Source organism: Methylobacterium sp. P5_C11 (assembly GCF_054049775.1).
Window position 1 is genome coordinate 1 of the sequence record NZ_JBFULS010000043.1, and the last position, 18,372, is coordinate 18,372.

Here is an 18,372-nt window from a genome sequence, read left to right on the forward strand (position 1 = left end):
CCGCCGCGCCTCCTCCTGCCGAACGCTCCGACCGGCGGTGCCCTGGCGGAGCGCCTCGCGGCGCATGGCGGGCGCCGCGCCGCCTACTGGCCGCACGACCGCGGCCTGCTCGACCTGACCGGGCTCGGGCCGGAGGCGCGGGCCTCCTATCTCGGGCACCTCTCCGGTCAGCGCCGCCGCAAGCTGCGCCGCGCCCGCGCGCGCCTCGAGGCGGCGGGGCCCGTGACCTTCGAGATCCTCGCCGCGCCCGAATCCCTCGGCCCGGCCCTCGACGCCCACGTCGACCTGGAGGCCGCCGGCTGGAAGGGTCAGGCCGGCACGAGCCTGGCGCAGCGGCCGGCGGAGATCGCCTTCCTGCGCGCCGCCCTGGCCGATCTCGGCGCCGCGGACGGCGTGCGCATCGCCCGCCTGTGCCGCGGGGAGCGTCTCCTGGCCTCCCTGGTCCTGCCGGTGACCGGCCGGGAGGCCTGGGTCCTGAAGATCGCCAACGACGAGACCCGGCCCGAGACCGCGCCGGGCATCCAGCTCGTCCACCGGCTGACCGAGGCGGTGGCCGCAGGCGACTGGCCGGTCGACCGGATCGATTCCTGCGCGCCGCCGGATTTCGCCCTCGGGACCACCTTCTGGACGGAGCGCCGGCCGATCGCCCATCTCCTGGTCGAGGCGGGGCGCGATCCCCTGTTCCCGGTCGCCCGGATCCTGGAGCGGGCCCGGGAGCGCGTCGCCCGGGCGCGCCTCACCATCCGAAGCGGGCGATCTGCTCCAGCCGCCCCCGCGTCGCCGCCGCGTCGCGGCCCATGACGGCGATCCGCCCGGACAGGGCGTAGCAGGTCGCGCAGAACGGCAGCTGCAGCAGCGTGTACCCGTCGTCGCGGGCCCGGGCGACGGAGGCGATCAGGCAGGGCAGGACCGGCCCGTCCGGCGGCCCGTCGAGGCAGTCGGCCCGGGGGCTGCCGAAGGCCGGCCGGTTCGGCCAGGTCAGCAACAGCGTGGTGCCACCCCGGCGGTCGGGGGCCGGCGGCAGCGTGTAGCTGCGCAGGAACAGCGCACAGGCCGCGAGCAGCAGGACCGGCAGGATCAGGGCAGTGCGCATCGGCGGTGTCCGCGTGCCTCAATCCCCCGCGTCGAAGCGCGTGCGATAGAACACCTCGCGGCCGGCACCGTCGATCACCCGGACGGCCTCGGCCGGCTCGCCCGAGCGTTGCGGCACCCGCGCGCGGGCGAACAGGCGCAGAGCCCGCTCCTGCGCACTCTCCAGGCTGCCGACCCGCACGGAGATCCGCGTCTGGATCTCGTCCGGCTCCGGTCCAAGGACTTCGATGTGGAAGGTCTCGCGCAAGGGCATCCGCCTGATCGAGGGGCATCCGGGCGCCGGACCGCGTGGTCCGGCCGCGGGCGCCATAGCACGATCCGACTTCCGGCGCCGCGGTCGCCGGCCGCCCTCGATCAACACGGTCTGCAGACGTTTCGGAAGGCGACCCAGGGACGCGCCGACGCCCTTGCGGTCAACCCAGCCCCTGAATCGGCGCCGGTCGCCCCCGGGGCCGCGCATCGGGCGCGTTCTGCCGGGACGCCAGCCGGAACTCCGTTGGCGTCAGGCCGTGGCGCTCCTTGAAGCGGCGGGCGAAGTGGGCCTGGCTGGCGAAGCCRGTTCCGTAGGCCAGCATGCCGATCGACAGGTGGGCGCAAGCGGGATCGGTCAGGCGCTTGGCCGCGACCACCAGGCGGCGCTCTCAGATGTAGTCGGAGATGTGCCGGCCGTGCTCGTGGAACAGTTCCTGAAGGCGGCGCAGCGACACGCCGACTGCGGCGGCGAGCCGTGGCGGGTCGAGGGTCTGATCATTCAGGTTTGCCTCGATATAAGCTTTGGCGCGTTGAACCGTGACGGCACCGTGGGTGGAGCGCGGCACCTCCTGCGCGAGCCGCTCCGCAAGGCTCGCCACGATCAGGTCGATCCCGATCGACGCCATGCGCGCGGCTGCCTCGGGGGTGAGCTGGTCACCCACCCGGACAAGCTCTCGGAAATAGGTACTTGTCAGCTTCGTGGAGGCGAGATCCGCGCTAATTGTGAGAGCGCTGAACAGCCTGGACGGACCCAGAACGTTTTCCAGGCGCTCACGCGGCAGATCCAGCAACAGCGAACTGTTCTTGTCCATCATGCAGACGGTCGGACGCGCATTGAGGACGACGAGATCACCGGGCCGGGTCTTCGCCTCCTGGTCGCACTGCTGATAGGTAGCGTTCCCGGAAAGCCTCAGGATGGCATAGACTTTATTGTCCCGACGGCTCCGCCGGACCATGTCGGCTGTCGCTTCCGTCCGCAGGTCTGTGTAGGCGAGGTGCGAGATCGGTACGGCGCCGATACTGGTGACCTCAAGCTTGCCCCGGAAGTGGCCGGCGTCATCGATCTGCAACGCGGCGGGTGCCAAGCGTTCGCAGACCATTTCCCCCCAACGTCGGAACGCAATCTTGGAATGGACTTCATCGGTCGAGAAAAACGGTTTCATTCGTGTTTCAGAGCGGGAGCCGAAGAGATAATACGTTTCTATAGGTTGATTGTCCATAAGATTTAATTTTCGTGCGGTCGATGATCGCAAAATAATTTATATAAAGATCATATTGAGGGGATATAAAATTTGATTTTGGCAAAAGATTCAGCGCAGCTATATTATTTTGTATTTATCAGTATTAATTGTGGCTCGAGTCATTCTGGCCCGTATCTCAGATCGCCTCTCGCGTTAAACACGAGAAAGTGATCTTGTCCCAGTCTGAACGTACCCTGCGGGTCGGCCCGAGAGGTTGTGAAGGGGTACACGGTCCAGATCCGCGACACTCGCCGAACGGAACTCCGCGCTGGCGAACTTCCAATCCTGGGGCGGAATGATCCCGGCACGCCGGTCGGCCTCCGGGACGGTGCGGATTCGGAGAGAGCCGGTCATCCCCGGGCTTCGAGGAAGGACCGGACGTCTGTCTTGGAACCGAGTCCGATTGCCTCGCAACCGCCCGCGGCCCTATGTGGCCTCACGCATCAGGAGACACCAACGGAGAATCCCGTGGACCCGCTCAAGGCCGCCGCCGCGACGCTTCTCTGCCTCGCCCTGTTCTGGCTGGCCTTCCGGCTGACCCGGCGCCTGGTCGACCTCGCCATCGCGGGGGGCTATGCCGAGGAGCGTCGGCGGCTCGCCGAGGAAGAGGCCGCTCTGGCCGAGGCGGGCGACATCCCGCAGGCCTCGGCCATCCGGGCGACCCCTGCGAGCTTGGTCTCGAACAGGGATCCGTCATCCGCCGCGGCGATCGGCGCCCACAACGCCTCCACCTCGTCGATCAGGAGCATGCAGGGCGCCTCCGCGAAGTAAGGATGGTCGAGCCGCGCGCCCGGGGGAGGCGCGAGGGGCTCCAGCGCGGCCCGAACCGGCGCGAAGACCTCGGACCTGTACGGCGCGGCGGCCGGTCCCGCCTCCGCCCGCCTGGCGCTGGCGAGGCCCCCGTACCAGTCGAGGGAGAACCGCTCGAAGGGTGCCCGCGTCTCGGCGAAGAACCGCCGAGATTAGCCGCTCGGTCTCCGGCTGCGGCGCCGCGGCGAGGCCCAGCCGGCGGAACAGGGCCTCGGCGAACGCCGCCTGCAGGGCCGGGCCGAAGCCCGAGAGGGCGGATCCGAGGCGCGAGCGCCAGCGTCAGCAGGCAGTCGGCGAGCCGGGCGAGGTCCCAGGACAGGGCCTCCGGCTGGCGGCCGAAGCTGTAGAGCCCGGTCTCGTCGAAATAGGCCGCCGTGAAGTCCGGGTCGATATGCTCCAGGAAGCGTCAAGGGCCGTAATCGAAGCTCTCGCCGGTGACATTGATGTTGTCGCTGTGGAGCAGGCCGTGGACGAAGACGGCCGCCGCACATTGCGCGCCCATCGGGGCGATCCGGGCGACCACGTCCTCCAGGTGTGCCGAGGTCGAGGAGGCGCCCGTCCATGCGGTCATGCAGCTGCGCGAACAGGAAGCCGCGGCCGCCGCCGAAAGGCCGCCGAGGCCGCCCCGCCCCGCCCAGGCCTGATTGCGGTAGCGCAGGATCGTCTGCGGGAAGCGGGCCGGGGTGACCGGATCGAAGAAGGCAGGCCCGAGATCCGCGTGGCGCCGGGAGGGCTTGAAGGCGGTGTCGTCCATGCGGCGCGTCTCTCGGGTCTGATCGGGTGTGATCCCTCTCTGACCAAACCCTCGAGACGGGATCCATTGCCGCGGTCCGGCTCGCGCGCGGAAGGCGGCGGTGCGGCCTCCGGCGTGGCGCCACGGGCGCATGAGGCTGCGCGCGCAGGTGCGCTCGGCGACAGGGCTGTCAGCGTCCGAGCGTGTGCACCCGCTCAGCTTGGCCGTGCGAAGGTTGGGACAGGGTGGATATCTGCTCGTCTGCTGTCGCCCGCCGGATCCGGAAAGCGGACCTTCGCTTCTCGGCGGTTCCCGCTGCCCGCCCGAGGCTCGAAGTCAGACCATTCGCTCAACCCACTGCGAACGTGACTCTCCCGGGGCGAATGGATCGCCGAAATATTGCGTTTCCCGAACGACTTTCCCGTCACGAAACTCCATGATGCTCACCGTGTAGGACGGCTTGCCGTCATACATGAGCACGTACTCCGTCACCCACAGATCTCCAGAGCCGACGATCCGTCGCACGGCAAAACGTTTCTTGTTGGGTTGCGCCGTACGAGACGCCTGGATGTTACGGCGCCCACTGATGCGCTCGCCGGATTGAGGATATTCAAGCACGGCGTCGTCGCGATAGATCCGGTGCTCTTCCTCGAAATCATCAGCGTCAGAGGCGGCCCAATGCCGGTCGAGAGCGTGTTTGATCTCCTGATCGTTCATGGAGGACCTCCCTCGTCTTTTTTAGCTTTACGCGCGCTTCGAGCGGCCTGCTATGGAAGCACGCGCAGTCAGCCGCAGAGACCGCAGCGCGACGCACGCCTGCTTTGGAGCCTCGGGCAAGCCACGGCCAACGTCGTTTCTGAGTCGAAACCCGTCGGTCGAGCGGCCAAGCTGGCCGCGTTCGGAATCTAAATCCCCGGCCGCGACGGCCCGCCTACCTGCCGCAGGGCCTCGCCGACGATCATCGCGGCCGCCACCGCGACGTTGAGGGAGCGCAGGCCCGGACGGATCGGCACCACGATCCGGGCGTCCGCCGCCGCATGCACCGCCTCCGGCACGCCGGCGGATTCGCGCCCGACCATCAGGCAATCGCCCGGGCGGAAGGCGAAGTCCGTGTAGGGCAGGGCGCCGGCCGTCGTGGCGAGGACGAGCCGGATCCCGGCCTCCGCCCGCCACCCCTCGAAGGCCGCGAAGGCGCGGTGCCGGGTAATCGCCACGTGGTCGAGATAGTCGAGGCCGGAGCGGCGCAGGTGCCGGTCCGAGACATCGAAGCCCGCCGGCTCCACGATCTCCACCGCCAGACCCAGGCAGGCCGCCATGCGCAGCATCGTGCCGGTGTTCTGGGGGATGTCGGGCTGGTAGAGGGCGAGATGCAGCATGGCCCGGGCCTTGTGGGGGCCGGGCGCCGCGCCGTCAAAGGCCTCGGGGCCGACGCTCAGCCCGCAAACCGCCGCGCCGCCGCGTCGCCCGGTGAGACGGCACGGAACTTAAGCCCCGCCGGAACCTTGAGGCGGCGCCACCCTCGTTCGCGGCCCCGTCCGAAAGACCTGCTCCGATGCGCCTCCCGCTCCTCGCCTCGGCCCTCCTGCTGGCCGGCCTCGCCACCGCCTCGGCGCAGACGGACGGCACCAAGCCGGACGGCGGCGGCGCAGCGACCCCGGTCCCCGCCGCGCCCGCCACCATGGCCGACAGCCTGCGGCCGACCTTCGTGGCCCAGGCCCCCGACGACATGGTGGCCAGCAAGCTGATCGGCTCGAGCGTCGTCAACGGCGCCAACGAGACGATCGGGCAGATCGCCGACTTCGTCCTCGACCAGAAGGGTGCCGTGAAGGCCTGGATCATCGGGGTCGGCGGGTTCCTGGGGATCGGCTCGAAATACGTCGCGGTCGATCCGTCCGTTCTCAAGCTCGACCGCACCGACGACAAGACCCTTCAGGCGCGCATCGACACGACCAAGGACCAGCTCCGCGCCGCGCCGGAATACGTCTATCTCGGCAAGGAGCCGCCCAAGGGCGCCGCTCCGGCCAGCCCCGCCGGGGAGCCGGCGCAGAAGCCGTAGCGGCCCGCGCCGGCGCGACCCCGGTTTGCCGGCGGCACCACGCCGGCTTGCCTCCGCGCGTCGTTGTGTGCTGTGCCGGCCCCTCCGGAGGTCGGAAACCCGTCCATGCGCCGCGCCCTGATCCCGCTCCTCGCCTTCTGCCTCGGTCTCCTCGGCCTCACCGGGGCGGCGGTGTTCGCGTTCCTGCCCGAGAAGGCGCCGGTCGGCGTGCCCGGAGTCGGCGGCCCGTTCACCCTGGTGGATCAGGACGGGCGCACCGTCACCGAGCGGGACTTCGCCGGCGCGACGCACCTTGTGTTCTTCGGCTTCACCCACTGCCCGGACGTGTGCCCGACCACCCTGCAGCAGATCTCGGACGTGCTGGTCGCCCTCGGACCGAAGGGCAAGGCGCTGCGGGTCGCATTCATCACCGTCGATCCCGAGCGCGACGATCCGGCGAGCCTGAAGACCTATCTGTCGAGCTTCGACCCGCGCATCACCGGCCTCACCGGCAGCCCCGATCAGGTCACCGCGGCCGAGAAGGCGTACCGCGCCTTCGCCCGCAAGGTTCCCGGCAAGGACGGCGACTATACGATGGAGCACACCGCGCTGGTCTACATCATGGACGCCCAGAACCGCTTTCTCGGCGCCCTCGACCTGAACCGGCCGGCGCAGGACGTCGCCGCACAGCTCGCCAGGAAGGTCTGATCGACCAAGGGCCGCATGCACGATGCCCTACAGCGTCATCCCGGCATGGAAGCGGTCGGGGGAGAGCGGCAGCAGGAACTGCACGCCGAAGCCGCCCTCGAAGTAGCGAACCAGCCGCCCCGGCGTGCTGCCCACCGTGACGGCGGCACCGAGCGGCACCGGCACAAGGCAGGAGATCGCGACGCCCGACATCGAGATGTCGATGAGGCGCGCCTTGATCTCGCGGCCGCTCTCGAGGCGCAAGGTCACCGCCGTATTGGTCGGCACGAGGCGCTCGTGCGAGCGGCCCTCCGGCAGGCCCAGCATCTCGCGGTTGGCGAGCCAGGTGAGCTGGGAAGAGAGTTTGTCGCGCTTGCGCGGCGTGGCGTTGAGCTGGACCGCGAAACCGTCCGCGCAGGTACGGGCGATCACGCCCTCGATCCGGCCGATATGCTCGAGGTAGAGCACCACGCGCTCGCCGATCTCGCCCTGCACCGCGCAGGTCAGCCGCACGCCGCCCGGCGACATGTCCACCGTCTGACAGGGAAATTCCCGCCGGTCGGCCAGCATGAATCGGCCGAGCACGGCGACCCGCACGCGCTGGTGGCGCCGCTGGTCGGCCGCACCGCGTGCCGGCTCGAGCGCCCCATGTCGATCCATTCCGGCGGCTGCCTCGACCGCGATCATTCCGAGATTAGTCCTACGCCAGGATGAGGGCCGGTGCAGACTAGCCTGGGACTGTTACGAAACCCTTTTTTCCTGCTTCAGCCTGTATCGACCCTGTAGAAGCATTCACTATCGGGTTCAGCTGCGCCGGGCGTGATTGACTTGCGCACCGAAGACTTTTTCGGGCGCCGGCGGCCCTTCGATCGGCAGGACCGTCATGATCCCGTACGAATACAGTGTTCAAACGCGACCGCCGGCGTGGACCAGGAGGTGGCCGTGGCGCACCGGCCCGGGATAGCCGGCGCTCGTGCGCACGGCGGCGCGGGCGGGCGGCATCGCCTCTGGCCGGCGGCTGGGGAGGATCCGCAGGGAGGCGGTCTCGGCCTGCACGAGGGGGCGCAGGCCGAGCCAGTGCGGCGCGCCGTCGAGGCTCAGGGTCCCGAGGGCGCGGACCTGCGTTCGGCCGCGATGGCGCAGGGGCAGGAGCAGGAGTTCGAGGTCCGCCGCCTCGCCGGCGGCGTTGAGGCCCCGCAGGCCTGCCACGACCCCCAGGGTGTCGCTGGCGACGATCTCCACGATCCGCCAGGGGTCCGGCGCCTGCGAGCCCCACAGTCGGGCGAAGGGCTCGCCCTTCAGTTCCCGGCCGTACAGGGCGCAGACCCGCGTACCCGCGAGCCGGATGGTCGCGGAGCGCGCGGGCATGTCGAGTTCCAGGATCAGACTGTCGGCGAGAAGGTGCCGGATTTCCCCCGGCTCGATCTCGGCGCGCTCCGGCGCGGCCCGTTCTCCGCGCAGGCGCTCCCAGTAGGCATGGAGCATGCGGCTGGTGGGATGCTTCATCGGTGTCCCGATTCTCAACGCCTGTGGTTCATCCCCGGATCATTCCGGCACATCCACACGGGTGTGGCCGGCCGATCCGGGCGCTCACCGCGTCTGAGCGCACGGGCCGTGCCGGCCGTGAGCGCCCCGCCCATCGCCGCTCCGGGAGGCGATTCGCCGCCGGGGCGTACCGCGTCGCTGCCGGCGAGACAATCGCCGGGCCGCCCGCAGCAGGCCGACGGTCGTCGCGAATGAGCGGTCACGGCGGTGTATTCAGGCCTTCGGAAGACCGGCGACACCGTCGGATCTTCGCGAGCTTCAATACGTCGCCGGGGCTTGCCCCGCCGCCCCGCGCCCCGACATGGTGGCGCGATGGATGCCTCCCCCGAATTCCCGCGGCAGAGCCGCGTGCCCGTCTTCAACATGCCGGGTGTTGTCACCCTCGTGATCGGGTTGCTGCTGGCGATCCAGGCGGTCCGCGAGTTCCTGCTGCCGGACACCTGGGACATCCGCCTCGTCCTCGATCTCGCCCTGGTCCCGGCACGCTGGACCGTCTGGTTCGATCCCGGCCGGGCCTCCGAGGTGATCCGCGCGGCTGCCGACACGGGCGATCCGAGCCTGGAGGCGGCCCGCGAGGCTTTCGCCCGCTACATCGTCGGCGAGCACGCGCTCCAGCCCTGGACACTCGTCACCTACGCGCTGCTGCACGGCTCGTGGATGCACGTGATCTTCAACAGCGTCTGGCTCGCGGCCTTCGGGGCGCCGGTGGCGCGCCGTTGCGGCGCCCTGCGCTGGACCGTGCTCGCCCTGGCCGGCACGGCGGCCGGCGGCCTGCTCCACATCCTGATCGATCCCCTGAGCGCGGGGCCGCTGGTCGGCGCCTCCGCGGGGATCTCGGCCCTGATGGCGGCGGCCGCCCGCTTCGTGTTTCAGCCGCCGGTCTCCGGTTACGGCGTTCCGGCCTGGCAGGTGCCGCCGCACCGACCCGCCGAGACGATCCCCGAATTGCTGCGCAACCGGACGGCGGTCTCGTTCCTGGTGATCTGGCTCCTGACCAACCTGCTCTTCGGCCTCGTCAGCATGCCGCTGGTTGGCGAGAACGCCGCGATCGCCTGGGACGCGCATCTGGGCGGCTTCATTGCGGGATTCCTGCTGTTTCCCCTCGTCGATCCGCGGGAGCCGCGCCGGCACTGAGCACCTTGCCAATCGGACGGATCGGTCACACACTCGCCACAATGTGAAGGAGCCGGGGCCTACCCGGACGGCAGCGCAGCACGGGCGCCGCGGGCTGGCGGCGCATCGGACGCGTCACAAGGGAGAGAGCCATGAACGTCGCACGCATCCTCGCCGAGAAGGGCAGCTCCGTCGTCACCGTGAGCCCCCAGAAGACCCTCGAGGAGGTGATCCAGATCCTCGCCGACAAGCGGATCGGCGCCCTGGTGGTGGCCCATGACGACGGGTCGGTGGCCGGCATCATCTCCGAGCGGGACATCATGCGGGCGCTGGCCGGCCATGGGGGCTCGGCCTTCGACGCGCCGGTCTCCGCCCACATGACCGGGAACGTCACCACCTGCGGGCGGAGCACGACGATCGAGGAGGTCATGACGCTGATGACCGAGGGCCGCTTCCGCCACGTGCCGGTCTGCGAGGACGGACGGCTGATCGGTCTCGTCTCCATCGGCGACGTGGTGGCGCGCAAGATCGCCACCGTCGAGGCCGAGCACCAGGCCCTGCGCGACTACATCACGATGGCGTAGCGGCGGGCTGCGGCTCTCCCTCCCCACGAGGGCTACGAGCTGGGCTATGCAGGTCTGAGGTCTCAGCAGGCCCATCCGCCAGCCTGAAGTGGCGCGGGTCCCCTCTCCCGTGCGGGAGCGGGACAGGGTGAGGGACGAGAACTTTCAGAACGAGGCGCGCCTTGTCGGCGCATCAGCACCGTGCTCCATCTGGAGACTTCTCCTCCCTCACCCCAACCCTCTCCCGCTCGGGAGAGGGGGCCTGTTGCGCCCCTACATCAACGGTGCGCCCCAAACCTGCATCGCCCGCAGCCACCAGGGGGAGAGGAGGGAGGTTTGTCCGCCCTCAGGCCTTCACGGGATCGAGCGTGACGTGCCAGAGGTCGGCGTCGGCCGCGTCCTTGAGGGTCACGGTCATCTGCTCGGTGGCGCCGTCCACCGCCACGTGCCCGAAGAACTGGTAGCCCGCCGCYGGCGACAGGTTCACCTGCCCCTTGTCGGGCGCCTTCACGAAGCGCAACTGCGGCCCGAACGTGTTGTCGAGGGCGTTCGGCCCGAACGTGCCCGCGTGCAGCGGACCAGAGACGAACTCCCAGAACGGGTCGAAATCCTGGAACTGCGCCTTGTCGGGGTCGTAGTAATGGGCGGCCGTGTAGTGCACGTCGGCCGTCAGCCAGACCGTGTTGCGGACCCCCGCGCTCTTGATGAAGCGCAGCAGGTCGGCGATCTCCAGTTCGCGCCCGAGGGGCGGCCCGTCGCCCTGCGCCACCGCCTCCGAGCCGAAGTTGCGGTCGACGTCGTAGGTCACCACGAGGCCGAGGGGCATGTCGGCGGCGATCACCTTCCAGGTGGCGCGGGATTCGAGCAGCGCCCGCTTCAGCCACGCGATCTGCTGCGGCCCGAGGAAGTAGGCGTCCGGCCCGTAGGCCGCCTGCCGGTTCTCGCCGTTCGGCCCCCGGTAGGAGCGCATGTCGAGCATGAACACGTCGACCAGCGGGCCGTAGCCGATCTTGCGGTAGACCCGGCCGGGCTCGGCCGGCTCGAAGCGCATCGGCATGTATTCGTGGAACGCCTTCGCCGCCCGCAGCTGCAGGGCCAGGACGTTCGGGTCCGTGTACTTCTTCTTGAGGTGCTCGGCTCGGGTGAGGGGCTCGCCCGGCCACCAGTTGTTGGTGACCTCGTGGTCGTCCCACTGCGCGAGGATCGGCACGGCGGCGTTCATCGCCAGCACGTTCCGGTCGGTGAGATTGTATTTGTGGCGGCCCCGGAACTCCGCGAGCGTCTCGGCGGGCTTGGCCACCTCCTCGGTGACCCGGTTGCGCCATAGGCTGCCGTCGGGGAGCGTCACCTCGGACTGGATCGGCCCGTCGGCGTAGATCGTGTCGCCGGAATGGATGAAGAAGTCCGGCCGGTTCTTCAGGATGGCGGAATAGATCGTCATGCCGCCGCGGGCCTCATCGATGCCCCAGCCCTGGCCCGCCGTGTCGCCCGACCAGCAGAATGACACCGAGCGCCGGTCCGCCGGCGCGGTGCGGAACCGCCCGACCTGAGCCGGCCCGACGATCGTCGGCGCGGCGACGTCCGCGAGGCGGACACGGTAGAACACGTCCTGCCCGGCCGGAAGCCCGGTCAGCGCCACCTTCACGGTGCCGTCGGTCTCCGGCAGGGCATGGGCGAAGACGCCGCCGCGGATGTCGGAAAAGCTCTCGGTGGTCGCCCACTCGATGATCGCCCGGGCGGGCCGGTCGGAGCGTGCCCAGACCACCGCCGAGTCGGTGCCGACATCGCCCGACTGGAGGCCGTGGGTCAGGATCGGCCGGTCGGCGGCACGGCTCAGGCCGGGCCGTCCGAGGCCGGAGGCGAGACCGACGAGGCCCGCGCCTCCGGACAGAAGGATCTGACGGCGACTCGTAGACATTGGAAGCCCTCCAGCGTGCCGGGGGCCATGGCAGGTGGGCGCGACAGCCGGATGACGGGCGGGGCCGCCGGATCCCGTCCCGGCAACCTCATGCCCGCGCCGCGGCCCCTTCCAGCACGGCGTGGATCCGGGGCAGGGCGGCCCGGGCGGCCCGGTGCCCGAGGGCGATGCCCTCCGCGGCGCGGTGGAAATCGAACAGCCCGAAGGCGCCGAGATCCGGGCCGATGGCCACGTCCGGCGGGTCGCGCTCCAGCCGCGCCCGCGAGATCCGGTCCTGGGTGGTGTTGAAGGCGTCGAGCACCACCCGGGCGATGCCCGGCACGGCGATCTCAGGCTCCGCGCGCTCGAAGCCAGGCAGGCGCCCGCGGACCAGCTGCAGGAAGCCCCGGCGCGGGGCCGGATGCGGCGCCTCGCGCACGACCGGGCCGCCGGTGTCGCCGTTGAGGTTCACGCAGATGACCAGGTCGGCGCCGAGCGACCGGGCGAGCGCCACCGGCACCGGGTTGACCAGGGTCCCGTCCATCAGCACGCGGCCCGCGTGGGCGACGGGCGGGAACAGGCCGGGGATCGCGTAGGAGGCGCGCACCGCGTCCACCGCCGGCCCCTCGGTGAGGCTGACCTCGTCGCCCGTGCCGTACTCGGTGGCGACGCAGCCGAAGCGGATCGGCAGGGTCTCGATGCGGCGCGCACCGAGATCCGCGGCGAGCCGCTGGCGCAGGCGGTTGCCGGCGATCAGGCCGGAGCCTGGCAGCCGCGGGTCGATGAGCCCGACCACCCGGCGCCGGGTCAGCGCCCGGGCGAAGGCTTCGAGCCGGTCGAGGCGCCCCGCCGCGTAGCAGGCGCCGACCACCGCGCCGATGGAGCAGCCCGCCACCACGGTGGGATGGATGCCGCCTTCCTCCAAGGCACGGATGACCCCGATATGCGCCCAGCCCCGGGCCGAGCCGCCGCCAAGCGCGAGGCCGACCCGCGGGCCGGCGCTGGGCGGCGGCCGGACCGGCTCCACGGTGCCGGGCAGGAAATGGGAGACGGCGGGACACTCTTGCCAGCGCGTGGCAAGGGTCGGGCTCATGTCCCGGCGGCCTTCAGGGCGACCTGGCCGTCCGCCTCCCGGACGACGCTGCGATAGAAGCAGTCCCGGCGGCCGGTGTGGCAGCAGCCGCCATCGCCGCCGACATCGACGCGGATCAGCAGCGCGTCCTGGTCGCAATCGACCCGCATCTCGACGATGCGCTGGATCTGGCCGCTGGTCGCGCCCTTGTGCCAGAGTTCCTGGCGCGAGCGCGACCAGTACCAGGCCTCGCCGGTCTCGAGGGTGCGCGCCAGCGACTCGGCGTTCATGTGGGCGAGCATCAGGACCTGCCCGTCCCGCGCGTCCACGGCGATGCAGGCGACGAGCCCGTCGCGGTCGAAGCGGGGCGTGAAGGCCGCGCCCTCCTCGACCTCGGCGCGGGGGCCGGGGGGATCGAAAGCGATGTCGCGCGCGGTCATGGCGTGGCGGACGGGTCCCCGACTCTGGGCGTGCAGTAGACTACTTGGCGCCGCCGCGCGCCAGGGTCAGGAAGCGGACCTGCTCGTTGGCATTGTCCTTGAAGACGCCGCGGAACTGGCTGGTGATGGTGGAGACGCCGGCCTTCTGGACGCCGCGCATCGCCATGCAGAGATGCTCGGCCTCCACCATCACGGCGACGCCGCGGGGCTTGAGGATGCTCTCGATCACGTCGGCGATCTGGGCGGTCATCGTCTCCTGCGTCTGCAGGCGGCGGGCGAAGGTGTCGACCACGCGGGCGAGCTTCGACAGGCCGACCACGCCCTGGGTCGGGTAATAGGCGATGTGGGCGAGGCCCATGAACGGCACCATGTGGTGCTCGCAATGCGAGTGGAACGGGATGTCGCGCACCAGCACGATGTCCGAGTAGCCCTCGACCTCCTCGAAGACGCGCTCCAACAGCTTCTCAGCATCGATCCCGTAGCCGCCGAACAGCTGCTCGTAGGCCTTGGTGACCCGGGCCGGGGTGTCGAGCAGGCCCTCGCGGGTCGGATCGTCGCCGGCCCAGCGCAGGAGCGTGCGCACGGCGGCCTCGGCCTCCGCGCGGCTCGGGCGGCCGGTCTCGATCCCGTCCGGGACGCGGGTGGCGGAGGACGGCTCCGGTGCGATCTCCACGGGACGGCCGTCATCCACGGGCCGGATGTCACTGCGCATGCCGTTCAGCCCTTGCCCGTCGATCGCCTTCCGGTCGAAACCCTGGCCGTCGCTCTGATAGGACAGGGATTTGAGCGCGGCATCCATGGCATCTCCGGCCCGCGCGATGCGGGACTTCATCGGGGTGCTGTCGGGCTTGGCATACATCGTCGGATCGCGTCGGGCGTTCGAGGGAAGATCCCGAGCTCGAAAGGGATTCAAGCCGGCGCCCCGGGATGGCTGCAGCCGTGGGAACCACCGTGGCCGTGGGCGCGACCCTGGTCGACGGCCCGCCTCCTCGCGAAGTGGCCGCAGGGGGCCTATATCATCGTTCGCGGGGCAACGCGCAATGCGCGATGCGTCCCGATGGGATTTGTGCCTCCGAGCCGAGGACCCGATGCTCGACGACATCTACAACCGCCGTATCCTGGAACTCGCCGCCGACATCCCCCGGCTCGGCCGGCTGGAGAACGCGGATGCGAGCGCCACCGCCCATTCCCGCCTGTGCGGCTCCACCGTGACGGTCGACCTCGTGCTGGGCGATGACGGCCGGGTCGCCGATTTCGCACACGAGGTCCGGGCCTGCGCCCTCGGTCAGGCCTCGTCGTCCCTGATGGGCCGGCACGTCGTCGGTGCCAGCGCGGAGGAGCTGCGCGGCGTCCGCGAGACCATGCGGGCCATGCTCAAGGAGAACGGCCCGGCGCCCGACGGGACCTGGGCGGACCTCGCGGTGCTGGAACCGGTGCGGGACTTCAAGGCGCGCCACGCCTCGACACTCCTGACCTTCGACGCGGTGGTGGACGCCCTCGACCAGATCGCCGCCAAGCGGCAGGCCGCCTAAGGGCATGGTCCGGCGTGCCGCCCATGGGGCGATCCGCCTCTACCAGCTGACCCTGTCGGGCCTGATCGGCCGTCAGTGCCGCCACTGGCCGAGCTGCTCCGAATACACCGACACGGCCATCGCCCGGCACGGGCTCTGGCCGGGCGGCTGGATGGGACTGGCCCGGATCTGCCGCTGTGGACCCCTCGGCACCCACGGCATCGACCTTGTCCCGGAGTGTATTCCCGCGGGAGCGGCGTGGTACCGGCCCTGGGCTTACGCGCGCTGGCGCGGCGTCGAGGCGCCACCTTCCCCGTTCGCCTGCGAGGCGACGGGGGAGGAATCGCGGACCGATGCACGCGGATGACCCGGTGGTCCTGATCGGCTTCCTGTGAAACCGGCGCGCTCCGAGATCGGAGCGAAGCGCTCGGCCTGCTTTCGAAGTCGCCGTTCGCCGCACCGTCTCCGACCCGCATCCTCGGTTGAGGACGTGGGTCGGAGGGGGCTCTGCCCCTCTGTCGGGCCTTTACGTGGGAGGTCCGGGGGCACCGCTGCGGATGCTGCCTTACGACACCCGCGTCCCGCCGTTCGGCAGCGTCGGTGCCGCGACCGCCTTCCGGCGATCCCGTTCCTTGCGCAATTCCCGCTCGGCTAGAAGCCAGAACTCGATCTCGAATCCCTCTGGTCGGTGGTTGCGTTCCCACAGCTCGTAGGCGCGTTCCCGGATCTCCTCGAACGTGATGGCATCCGCCGATCGGGCGGGAGGCCGGGGGACGGTATCGTTCGACCCGCAGGCGGGCTCGGAGGCGTGCGACTGTGGCGCCGTCGCCGGAGGTTCAGGGGACGGTCGGAAATCGGGGGGGACGTCCACGACGACGCCCTCAGGAGGCCGGCTTGTCGAGATAGGCGGCCACGCTGGTGATCCGGCTCCCCACCATGGTCACCGCCTTGCGAAGCCGCGCCTCGCTGACGCCGAAGCGCTGCGCCCACTCCTCGCGGATGGCGCGATCGTAGATATCGATATGCGTCTTGCCTCTGGCCTCGGTGGACATGCTGCGCCCGCTCCAGTTCGCTGTGAGCCTCGGCCGTGCCGGGCTGTCTGCGAAGACAACCGGGGTCGACGCCTTCGGTTGCCGCCGGTCGCGCGCCGGGATGCGGGCCGCTCGAGGGGAGGGCGAGGCGCGGCGGGACCTGCATGAGGCAGGCTCCGATCGCCGTCACGAGTACCGGTCCGATCCCCGGCCCGGCCTTGCGCCGCCGCGCGTCGTGGGGGACCTTCGGGCGGAGAGATCGCGCCTGCCGCGCGCGGCGCGCCACACCCTGCGACAGGAGCCAGCCTTTGAAGCCCTCTGACCCCACGCCCCGCGCCCCGTCGGCCGCGTTGACCCGGCGCCCGCCGTCGGCGGCCTTCCGCCGGTCCTGGGGCCGCGCATGCCGTCGGATCGGCTGAGTCCGTGACCGATCTCGCCGCTCTCAATCGCTTGGAGGCGCCGGCCTTCGAGGCGCTCCTCGGATCCGTCTTCGAGCACGCGCCCTGGGTGGCGCGGGCCGCCTGGCCCCGGCGGCCCTTCGCCGGGATCGCGGACCTGCACGCGGCGATGATGGCGGCCCTGCGCGCCGCCCCCGTCGAGACTCGCCATGCGTTCCTCAACGGCCATCCGGATCTCGCCGGGCCGGAAGCACGCGCCCGCAGCCTCACGGCGGATTCGGCGAGCGAGCAGGGGAGCGCCGGCCTCGACCGCATGACCGCGGACGATGCGGAGGCCTTCGATCGCCTGAACGCCGCCTATCGGGCGCGCTTCGGCTTCCCCTTCATCATCGCGGTGCGCGGCCGGGGGCGGGCCGAGATCCTATCGATCTTCGAGACCCGGCTCGGCCGGGATCCGGCGGTCGAGGAGGCGGCCGCGCTGGACGAGGTTGCCCGGATCACCCGCATGCGCCTGGACCGCCTCGTCACGCCTTGAGGCGGCCCGGCGAGGCGGCGGATCCTCAGGCTTCGATCGCCGCCCGGGCTTCCTTGACGGCCGCCTCGAACGCGACGAACGCCGTGGTGGCCTGGTCCCAGGCTTGGCTGCGCACGTGGCGGACCAGGGCGGCGCCCTGCTCACGGGCCTGGGCCAGTGGCACCTCGATGGCGGCCGGTCGTGTCGCGTCGGCGGGGACCCCCTCGGGCGGCGTGTCGGTCGAGCGCATGCCGACCAGGGTCGCCGCGATGGCGCGGCGCCACGCGGCGCAGTCGGCCGAGAGACGGATCACGCGCTGTTCCGCCGTGGCGGCGGTCTGACGGTCGAGTAGGGTCCGCCCGAGATCCTCGATGCGTCCAAGCTGCGCCAGGGCGTCACCGATTTCCCGGCGCGCCTTGTCGGTCCCTTCCGCGATGCGGCCGACATTCTGGGCGATGTCGCCAGTGGCCTGCATCTGCTGACCGAGGATCTCGGAGGCCTCGCGCATCTGCGCGGCGACATTCGCCACGGCACCGCTCTCCGCCTCGACGCGGGCATTGGCCCGCACCATCGCGGCGGCGCCGGCCTCGACGGCGGCGCGGCTGCGCGTCACCGCGGCCTGCATCGCCGCCATCTCCTCGCGAAGGCCGCTGACCCGCGCCCGGATCTCATCGGTCGCCTTCGCGGTCTGCGCCGACAGGGTCTTCACCTCGGCGGCGACCACCGCGAAGCCGCGGCCGGCCTCTCCGGCCCGGGCCGCCTCGATGGTGGCATTGAGCGCCAGCAGGTTGGTCTGTGCCGAGATCGCCGCGATGGTGCCGGCCATCTCCTCGATCCGCAGGGCTGCGGTCGAGAAGCTGTCGAGCCGGCTGCCGATCTCCTCCGTGCCTTCCTCGATCCCGCGCATGCCGTCGGTGGCCCGATGCAGGTCACCGACGCAGGTCACGATGCCCGACCGGGCCGTCTCGGCGGTCTCGGCCGCCGAGGAGGAACGGGCGGCGATCTCGCCCGTCGTCGCGGCCAGTTCCTCGCTGGCGGCCGCAATCAGGCGGGCCTGCTCGGCGGTTCCGGAGGCGTCGTGGGTCATCCAGCCGATCGAGGTGCCGGCATCGGAGGCAGAGGCGGACAGGCGCGCCAGAAGGGACAGCCACTCGCGGTCGAAGACCGCCTCAGGCGCGGAATGCCCGGCCGTATCGGCCGGCGCGACCGCTGACGCTTCGACCGGAGCCGTCGTCGTCACGGGGGTTGCTGGCGCGACAGGAATCTGACGCTGCCGGCGCAAACTGAACATGCGGGCCTCTCCGACATTCTAATCGGAATGCATGGTCACACATAATCTTCAACCAATGGTGAAGGATACTGAAGTCTCTTCGCAAGCGTTGCAGCGCATCGCCGCTGCGCAGGGCGCCTTCGGTGGGAAGTTGCGCCCCCTGATAGA

23 protein-coding genes and 1 pseudogene are annotated in these 18,372 nt (G+C 70.7%); 8 read left to right on the forward strand and 16 right to left on the reverse strand.

The window, feature by feature from the left end; all coding sequences use genetic code 11:
* The coding region (locus ACXJKQ_RS19820) for a GNAT family N-acetyltransferase (protein ID WP_457107436.1) at window positions 1-801 on the forward strand (801 nt) is incomplete at its 5' end.
* Here ACXJKQ_RS19820 and ACXJKQ_RS19825 read toward each other — a convergent pair.
* The 7 genes and pseudogenes from ACXJKQ_RS19825 to ACXJKQ_RS19855 form a co-directional block, all read right to left on the reverse strand.
* Window positions 737-1,093, reverse strand: coding sequence for a hypothetical protein (locus ACXJKQ_RS19825; RefSeq protein ID WP_457107437.1), 357 nt, complete (start codon window positions 1,091-1,093; stop codon window positions 737-739). The two genes, ACXJKQ_RS19820 and ACXJKQ_RS19825, sit on opposite strands and share 65 nt — an antisense overlap.
* 18 nt (window positions 1,094-1,111) lie before the next feature.
* Window positions 1,112-1,339 (reverse strand): hypothetical protein, encoded by a 228-nt coding sequence (locus ACXJKQ_RS19830; RefSeq protein WP_020091174.1) that lies wholly within the window; start codon window positions 1,337-1,339, stop codon window positions 1,112-1,114.
* A gap of 166 nt (window positions 1,340-1,505) precedes the next feature.
* Window positions 1,506-1,721: a helix-turn-helix domain-containing protein gene (locus tag ACXJKQ_RS19835; protein ID WP_457107438.1), complete on the reverse strand. Its 216-nt coding sequence runs from the start codon at window positions 1,719-1,721 to the stop codon at window positions 1,506-1,508.
* A gap of 12 nt (window positions 1,722-1,733) precedes the next feature.
* Window positions 1,734-2,507, reverse strand: a complete 774-nt coding sequence (locus ACXJKQ_RS19840; protein ID WP_457107439.1) for an AraC-like ligand-binding domain-containing protein — start codon at window positions 2,505-2,507, stop codon at window positions 1,734-1,736.
* A 650-nt stretch (window positions 2,508-3,157) separates the two neighbouring features.
* Window positions 3,158-4,149: pseudogene (locus ACXJKQ_RS19845) on the reverse strand (protein adenylyltransferase SelO family protein).
* 315 nt (window positions 4,150-4,464) lie between these two features.
* Window positions 4,465-4,845, reverse strand: coding sequence for a nuclear transport factor 2 family protein (locus tag ACXJKQ_RS19850; RefSeq protein WP_457107440.1), 381 nt, complete (start codon window positions 4,843-4,845; stop codon window positions 4,465-4,467).
* Window positions 4,846-5,033: 188 nt separating this feature from the next.
* Window positions 5,034-5,504 (reverse strand): tRNA (cytidine(34)-2'-O)-methyltransferase, encoded by a 471-nt coding sequence (locus ACXJKQ_RS19855; RefSeq protein WP_457107441.1) that lies wholly within the window; start codon window positions 5,502-5,504, stop codon window positions 5,034-5,036.
* A 176-nt stretch (window positions 5,505-5,680) separates the two neighbouring features.
* Here ACXJKQ_RS19855 and ACXJKQ_RS19860 point away from each other — a divergent pair, with 176 nt between their 5' ends.
* Window positions 5,681-6,184 carry a PRC-barrel domain-containing protein gene (locus ACXJKQ_RS19860; protein WP_457107442.1) on the forward strand — a complete coding sequence of 168 codons (504 nt, stop codon included), beginning with the start codon at window positions 5,681-5,683 and terminating at the stop codon, window positions 6,182-6,184.
* A gap of 105 nt (window positions 6,185-6,289) precedes the next feature.
* Window positions 6,290-6,871 carry an SCO family protein gene (locus ACXJKQ_RS19865; protein ID WP_457107443.1) on the forward strand — a complete coding sequence of 194 codons (582 nt, stop codon included), beginning with the start codon at window positions 6,290-6,292 and terminating at the stop codon, window positions 6,869-6,871.
* Window positions 6,872-6,898: 27 nt separating this feature from the next.
* On the opposite strand, the gene ACXJKQ_RS19870 is transcribed toward ACXJKQ_RS19865, so the two are convergent.
* Window positions 6,899-7,537: a PilZ domain-containing protein gene (locus ACXJKQ_RS19870; protein ID WP_457107444.1), complete on the reverse strand. Its 639-nt coding sequence runs from the start codon at window positions 7,535-7,537 to the stop codon at window positions 6,899-6,901.
* 219 nt (window positions 7,538-7,756) lie between these two features.
* Window positions 7,757-8,356, reverse strand: coding sequence for a PAS domain-containing protein (locus ACXJKQ_RS19875; RefSeq protein ID WP_457107445.1), 600 nt, complete (start codon window positions 8,354-8,356; stop codon window positions 7,757-7,759).
* A gap of 351 nt (window positions 8,357-8,707) precedes the next feature.
* Here ACXJKQ_RS19875 and ACXJKQ_RS19880 point away from each other — a divergent pair, with 351 nt between their 5' ends.
* Both ACXJKQ_RS19880 and ACXJKQ_RS19885 read left to right on the forward strand, forming a co-directional pair.
* On the forward strand, window positions 8,708-9,529 hold the full coding sequence (locus tag ACXJKQ_RS19880) for a rhomboid family intramembrane serine protease (RefSeq protein WP_457107446.1): 822 nt from the start codon (window positions 8,708-8,710) through the stop codon (window positions 9,527-9,529).
* 131 nt (window positions 9,530-9,660) lie between these two features.
* Window positions 9,661-10,092 (forward strand): CBS domain-containing protein, encoded by a 432-nt coding sequence (locus ACXJKQ_RS19885; protein WP_457107447.1) that lies wholly within the window; start codon window positions 9,661-9,663, stop codon window positions 10,090-10,092.
* 325 nt (window positions 10,093-10,417) lie between these two features.
* Here ACXJKQ_RS19885 and ACXJKQ_RS19890 read toward each other — a convergent pair whose 3' ends face one another.
* From ACXJKQ_RS19890 to folE, 4 genes are all read right to left on the reverse strand, one after another.
* Window positions 10,418-11,989, reverse strand: a complete 1,572-nt coding sequence (locus ACXJKQ_RS19890) for an alkaline phosphatase D family protein (RefSeq protein ID WP_457107448.1) — start codon at window positions 11,987-11,989, stop codon at window positions 10,418-10,420.
* Between the two features lie 88 nt (window positions 11,990-12,077).
* The gene (locus tag ACXJKQ_RS19895; RefSeq protein WP_457107449.1) at window positions 12,078-13,061 is read right to left on the reverse strand and encodes a patatin-like phospholipase family protein; all 984 of its coding nucleotides are present in this window, start codon (window positions 13,059-13,061) and stop codon (window positions 12,078-12,080) included.
* A complete protein-coding gene (hisI, locus tag ACXJKQ_RS19900) occupies window positions 13,058-13,480 on the reverse strand; it encodes a phosphoribosyl-AMP cyclohydrolase (protein ID WP_457107450.1) in 423 nt (140 codons plus the stop codon). The genes ACXJKQ_RS19895 and hisI overlap by 4 nt, the downstream gene beginning before the upstream one ends.
* A 40-nt stretch (window positions 13,481-13,520) precedes the next feature.
* The gene (gene folE, locus ACXJKQ_RS19905) at window positions 13,521-14,339 is read right to left on the reverse strand and encodes a GTP cyclohydrolase I FolE (protein ID WP_457107451.1); all 819 of its coding nucleotides are present in this window, start codon (window positions 14,337-14,339) and stop codon (window positions 13,521-13,523) included.
* Window positions 14,340-14,568: 229 nt separating this feature from the next.
* Between folE and ACXJKQ_RS19910 the strand changes: the two genes are divergently transcribed.
* Both ACXJKQ_RS19910 and yidD read left to right on the forward strand, forming a co-directional pair.
* Window positions 14,569-15,012, forward strand: a complete 444-nt coding sequence (locus ACXJKQ_RS19910; protein WP_457107452.1) for an iron-sulfur cluster assembly scaffold protein — start codon at window positions 14,569-14,571, stop codon at window positions 15,010-15,012.
* Between the two features lie 4 nt (window positions 15,013-15,016).
* Window positions 15,017-15,358: a membrane protein insertion efficiency factor YidD gene (yidD, locus tag ACXJKQ_RS19915; RefSeq protein WP_457107453.1), complete on the forward strand. Its 342-nt coding sequence runs from the start codon at window positions 15,017-15,019 to the stop codon at window positions 15,356-15,358.
* Window positions 15,359-15,556: 198 nt separating this feature from the next.
* Here yidD and ACXJKQ_RS19920 read toward each other — a convergent pair whose 3' ends face one another.
* Entirely contained in the window at window positions 15,557-15,862 is a 306-nt protein-coding gene (locus tag ACXJKQ_RS19920; protein WP_457107454.1) for a DUF2934 domain-containing protein, read from the reverse strand.
* A gap of 10 nt (window positions 15,863-15,872) precedes the next feature.
* Window positions 15,873-16,043 carry a DUF3606 domain-containing protein gene (locus ACXJKQ_RS19925; RefSeq protein ID WP_457107455.1) on the reverse strand — a complete coding sequence of 57 codons (171 nt, stop codon included), beginning with the start codon at window positions 16,041-16,043 and terminating at the stop codon, window positions 15,873-15,875.
* A gap of 402 nt (window positions 16,044-16,445) precedes the next feature.
* Between ACXJKQ_RS19925 and uraD the strand changes: the two genes are divergently transcribed.
* On the forward strand, window positions 16,446-16,955 hold the full coding sequence (gene uraD / locus ACXJKQ_RS19930; RefSeq protein ID WP_457107456.1) for a 2-oxo-4-hydroxy-4-carboxy-5-ureidoimidazoline decarboxylase: 510 nt from the start codon (window positions 16,446-16,448) through the stop codon (window positions 16,953-16,955).
* A 25-nt stretch (window positions 16,956-16,980) separates the two neighbouring features.
* Here the strand turns inward: uraD and ACXJKQ_RS19935 are convergent, their stop codons facing one another.
* Window positions 16,981-18,174 carry a methyl-accepting chemotaxis protein gene (locus ACXJKQ_RS19935; protein ID WP_457107457.1) on the reverse strand — a complete coding sequence of 398 codons (1,194 nt, stop codon included), beginning with the start codon at window positions 18,172-18,174 and terminating at the stop codon, window positions 16,981-16,983.
* Window positions 18,175-18,372 lie beyond the last annotated feature (198 nt).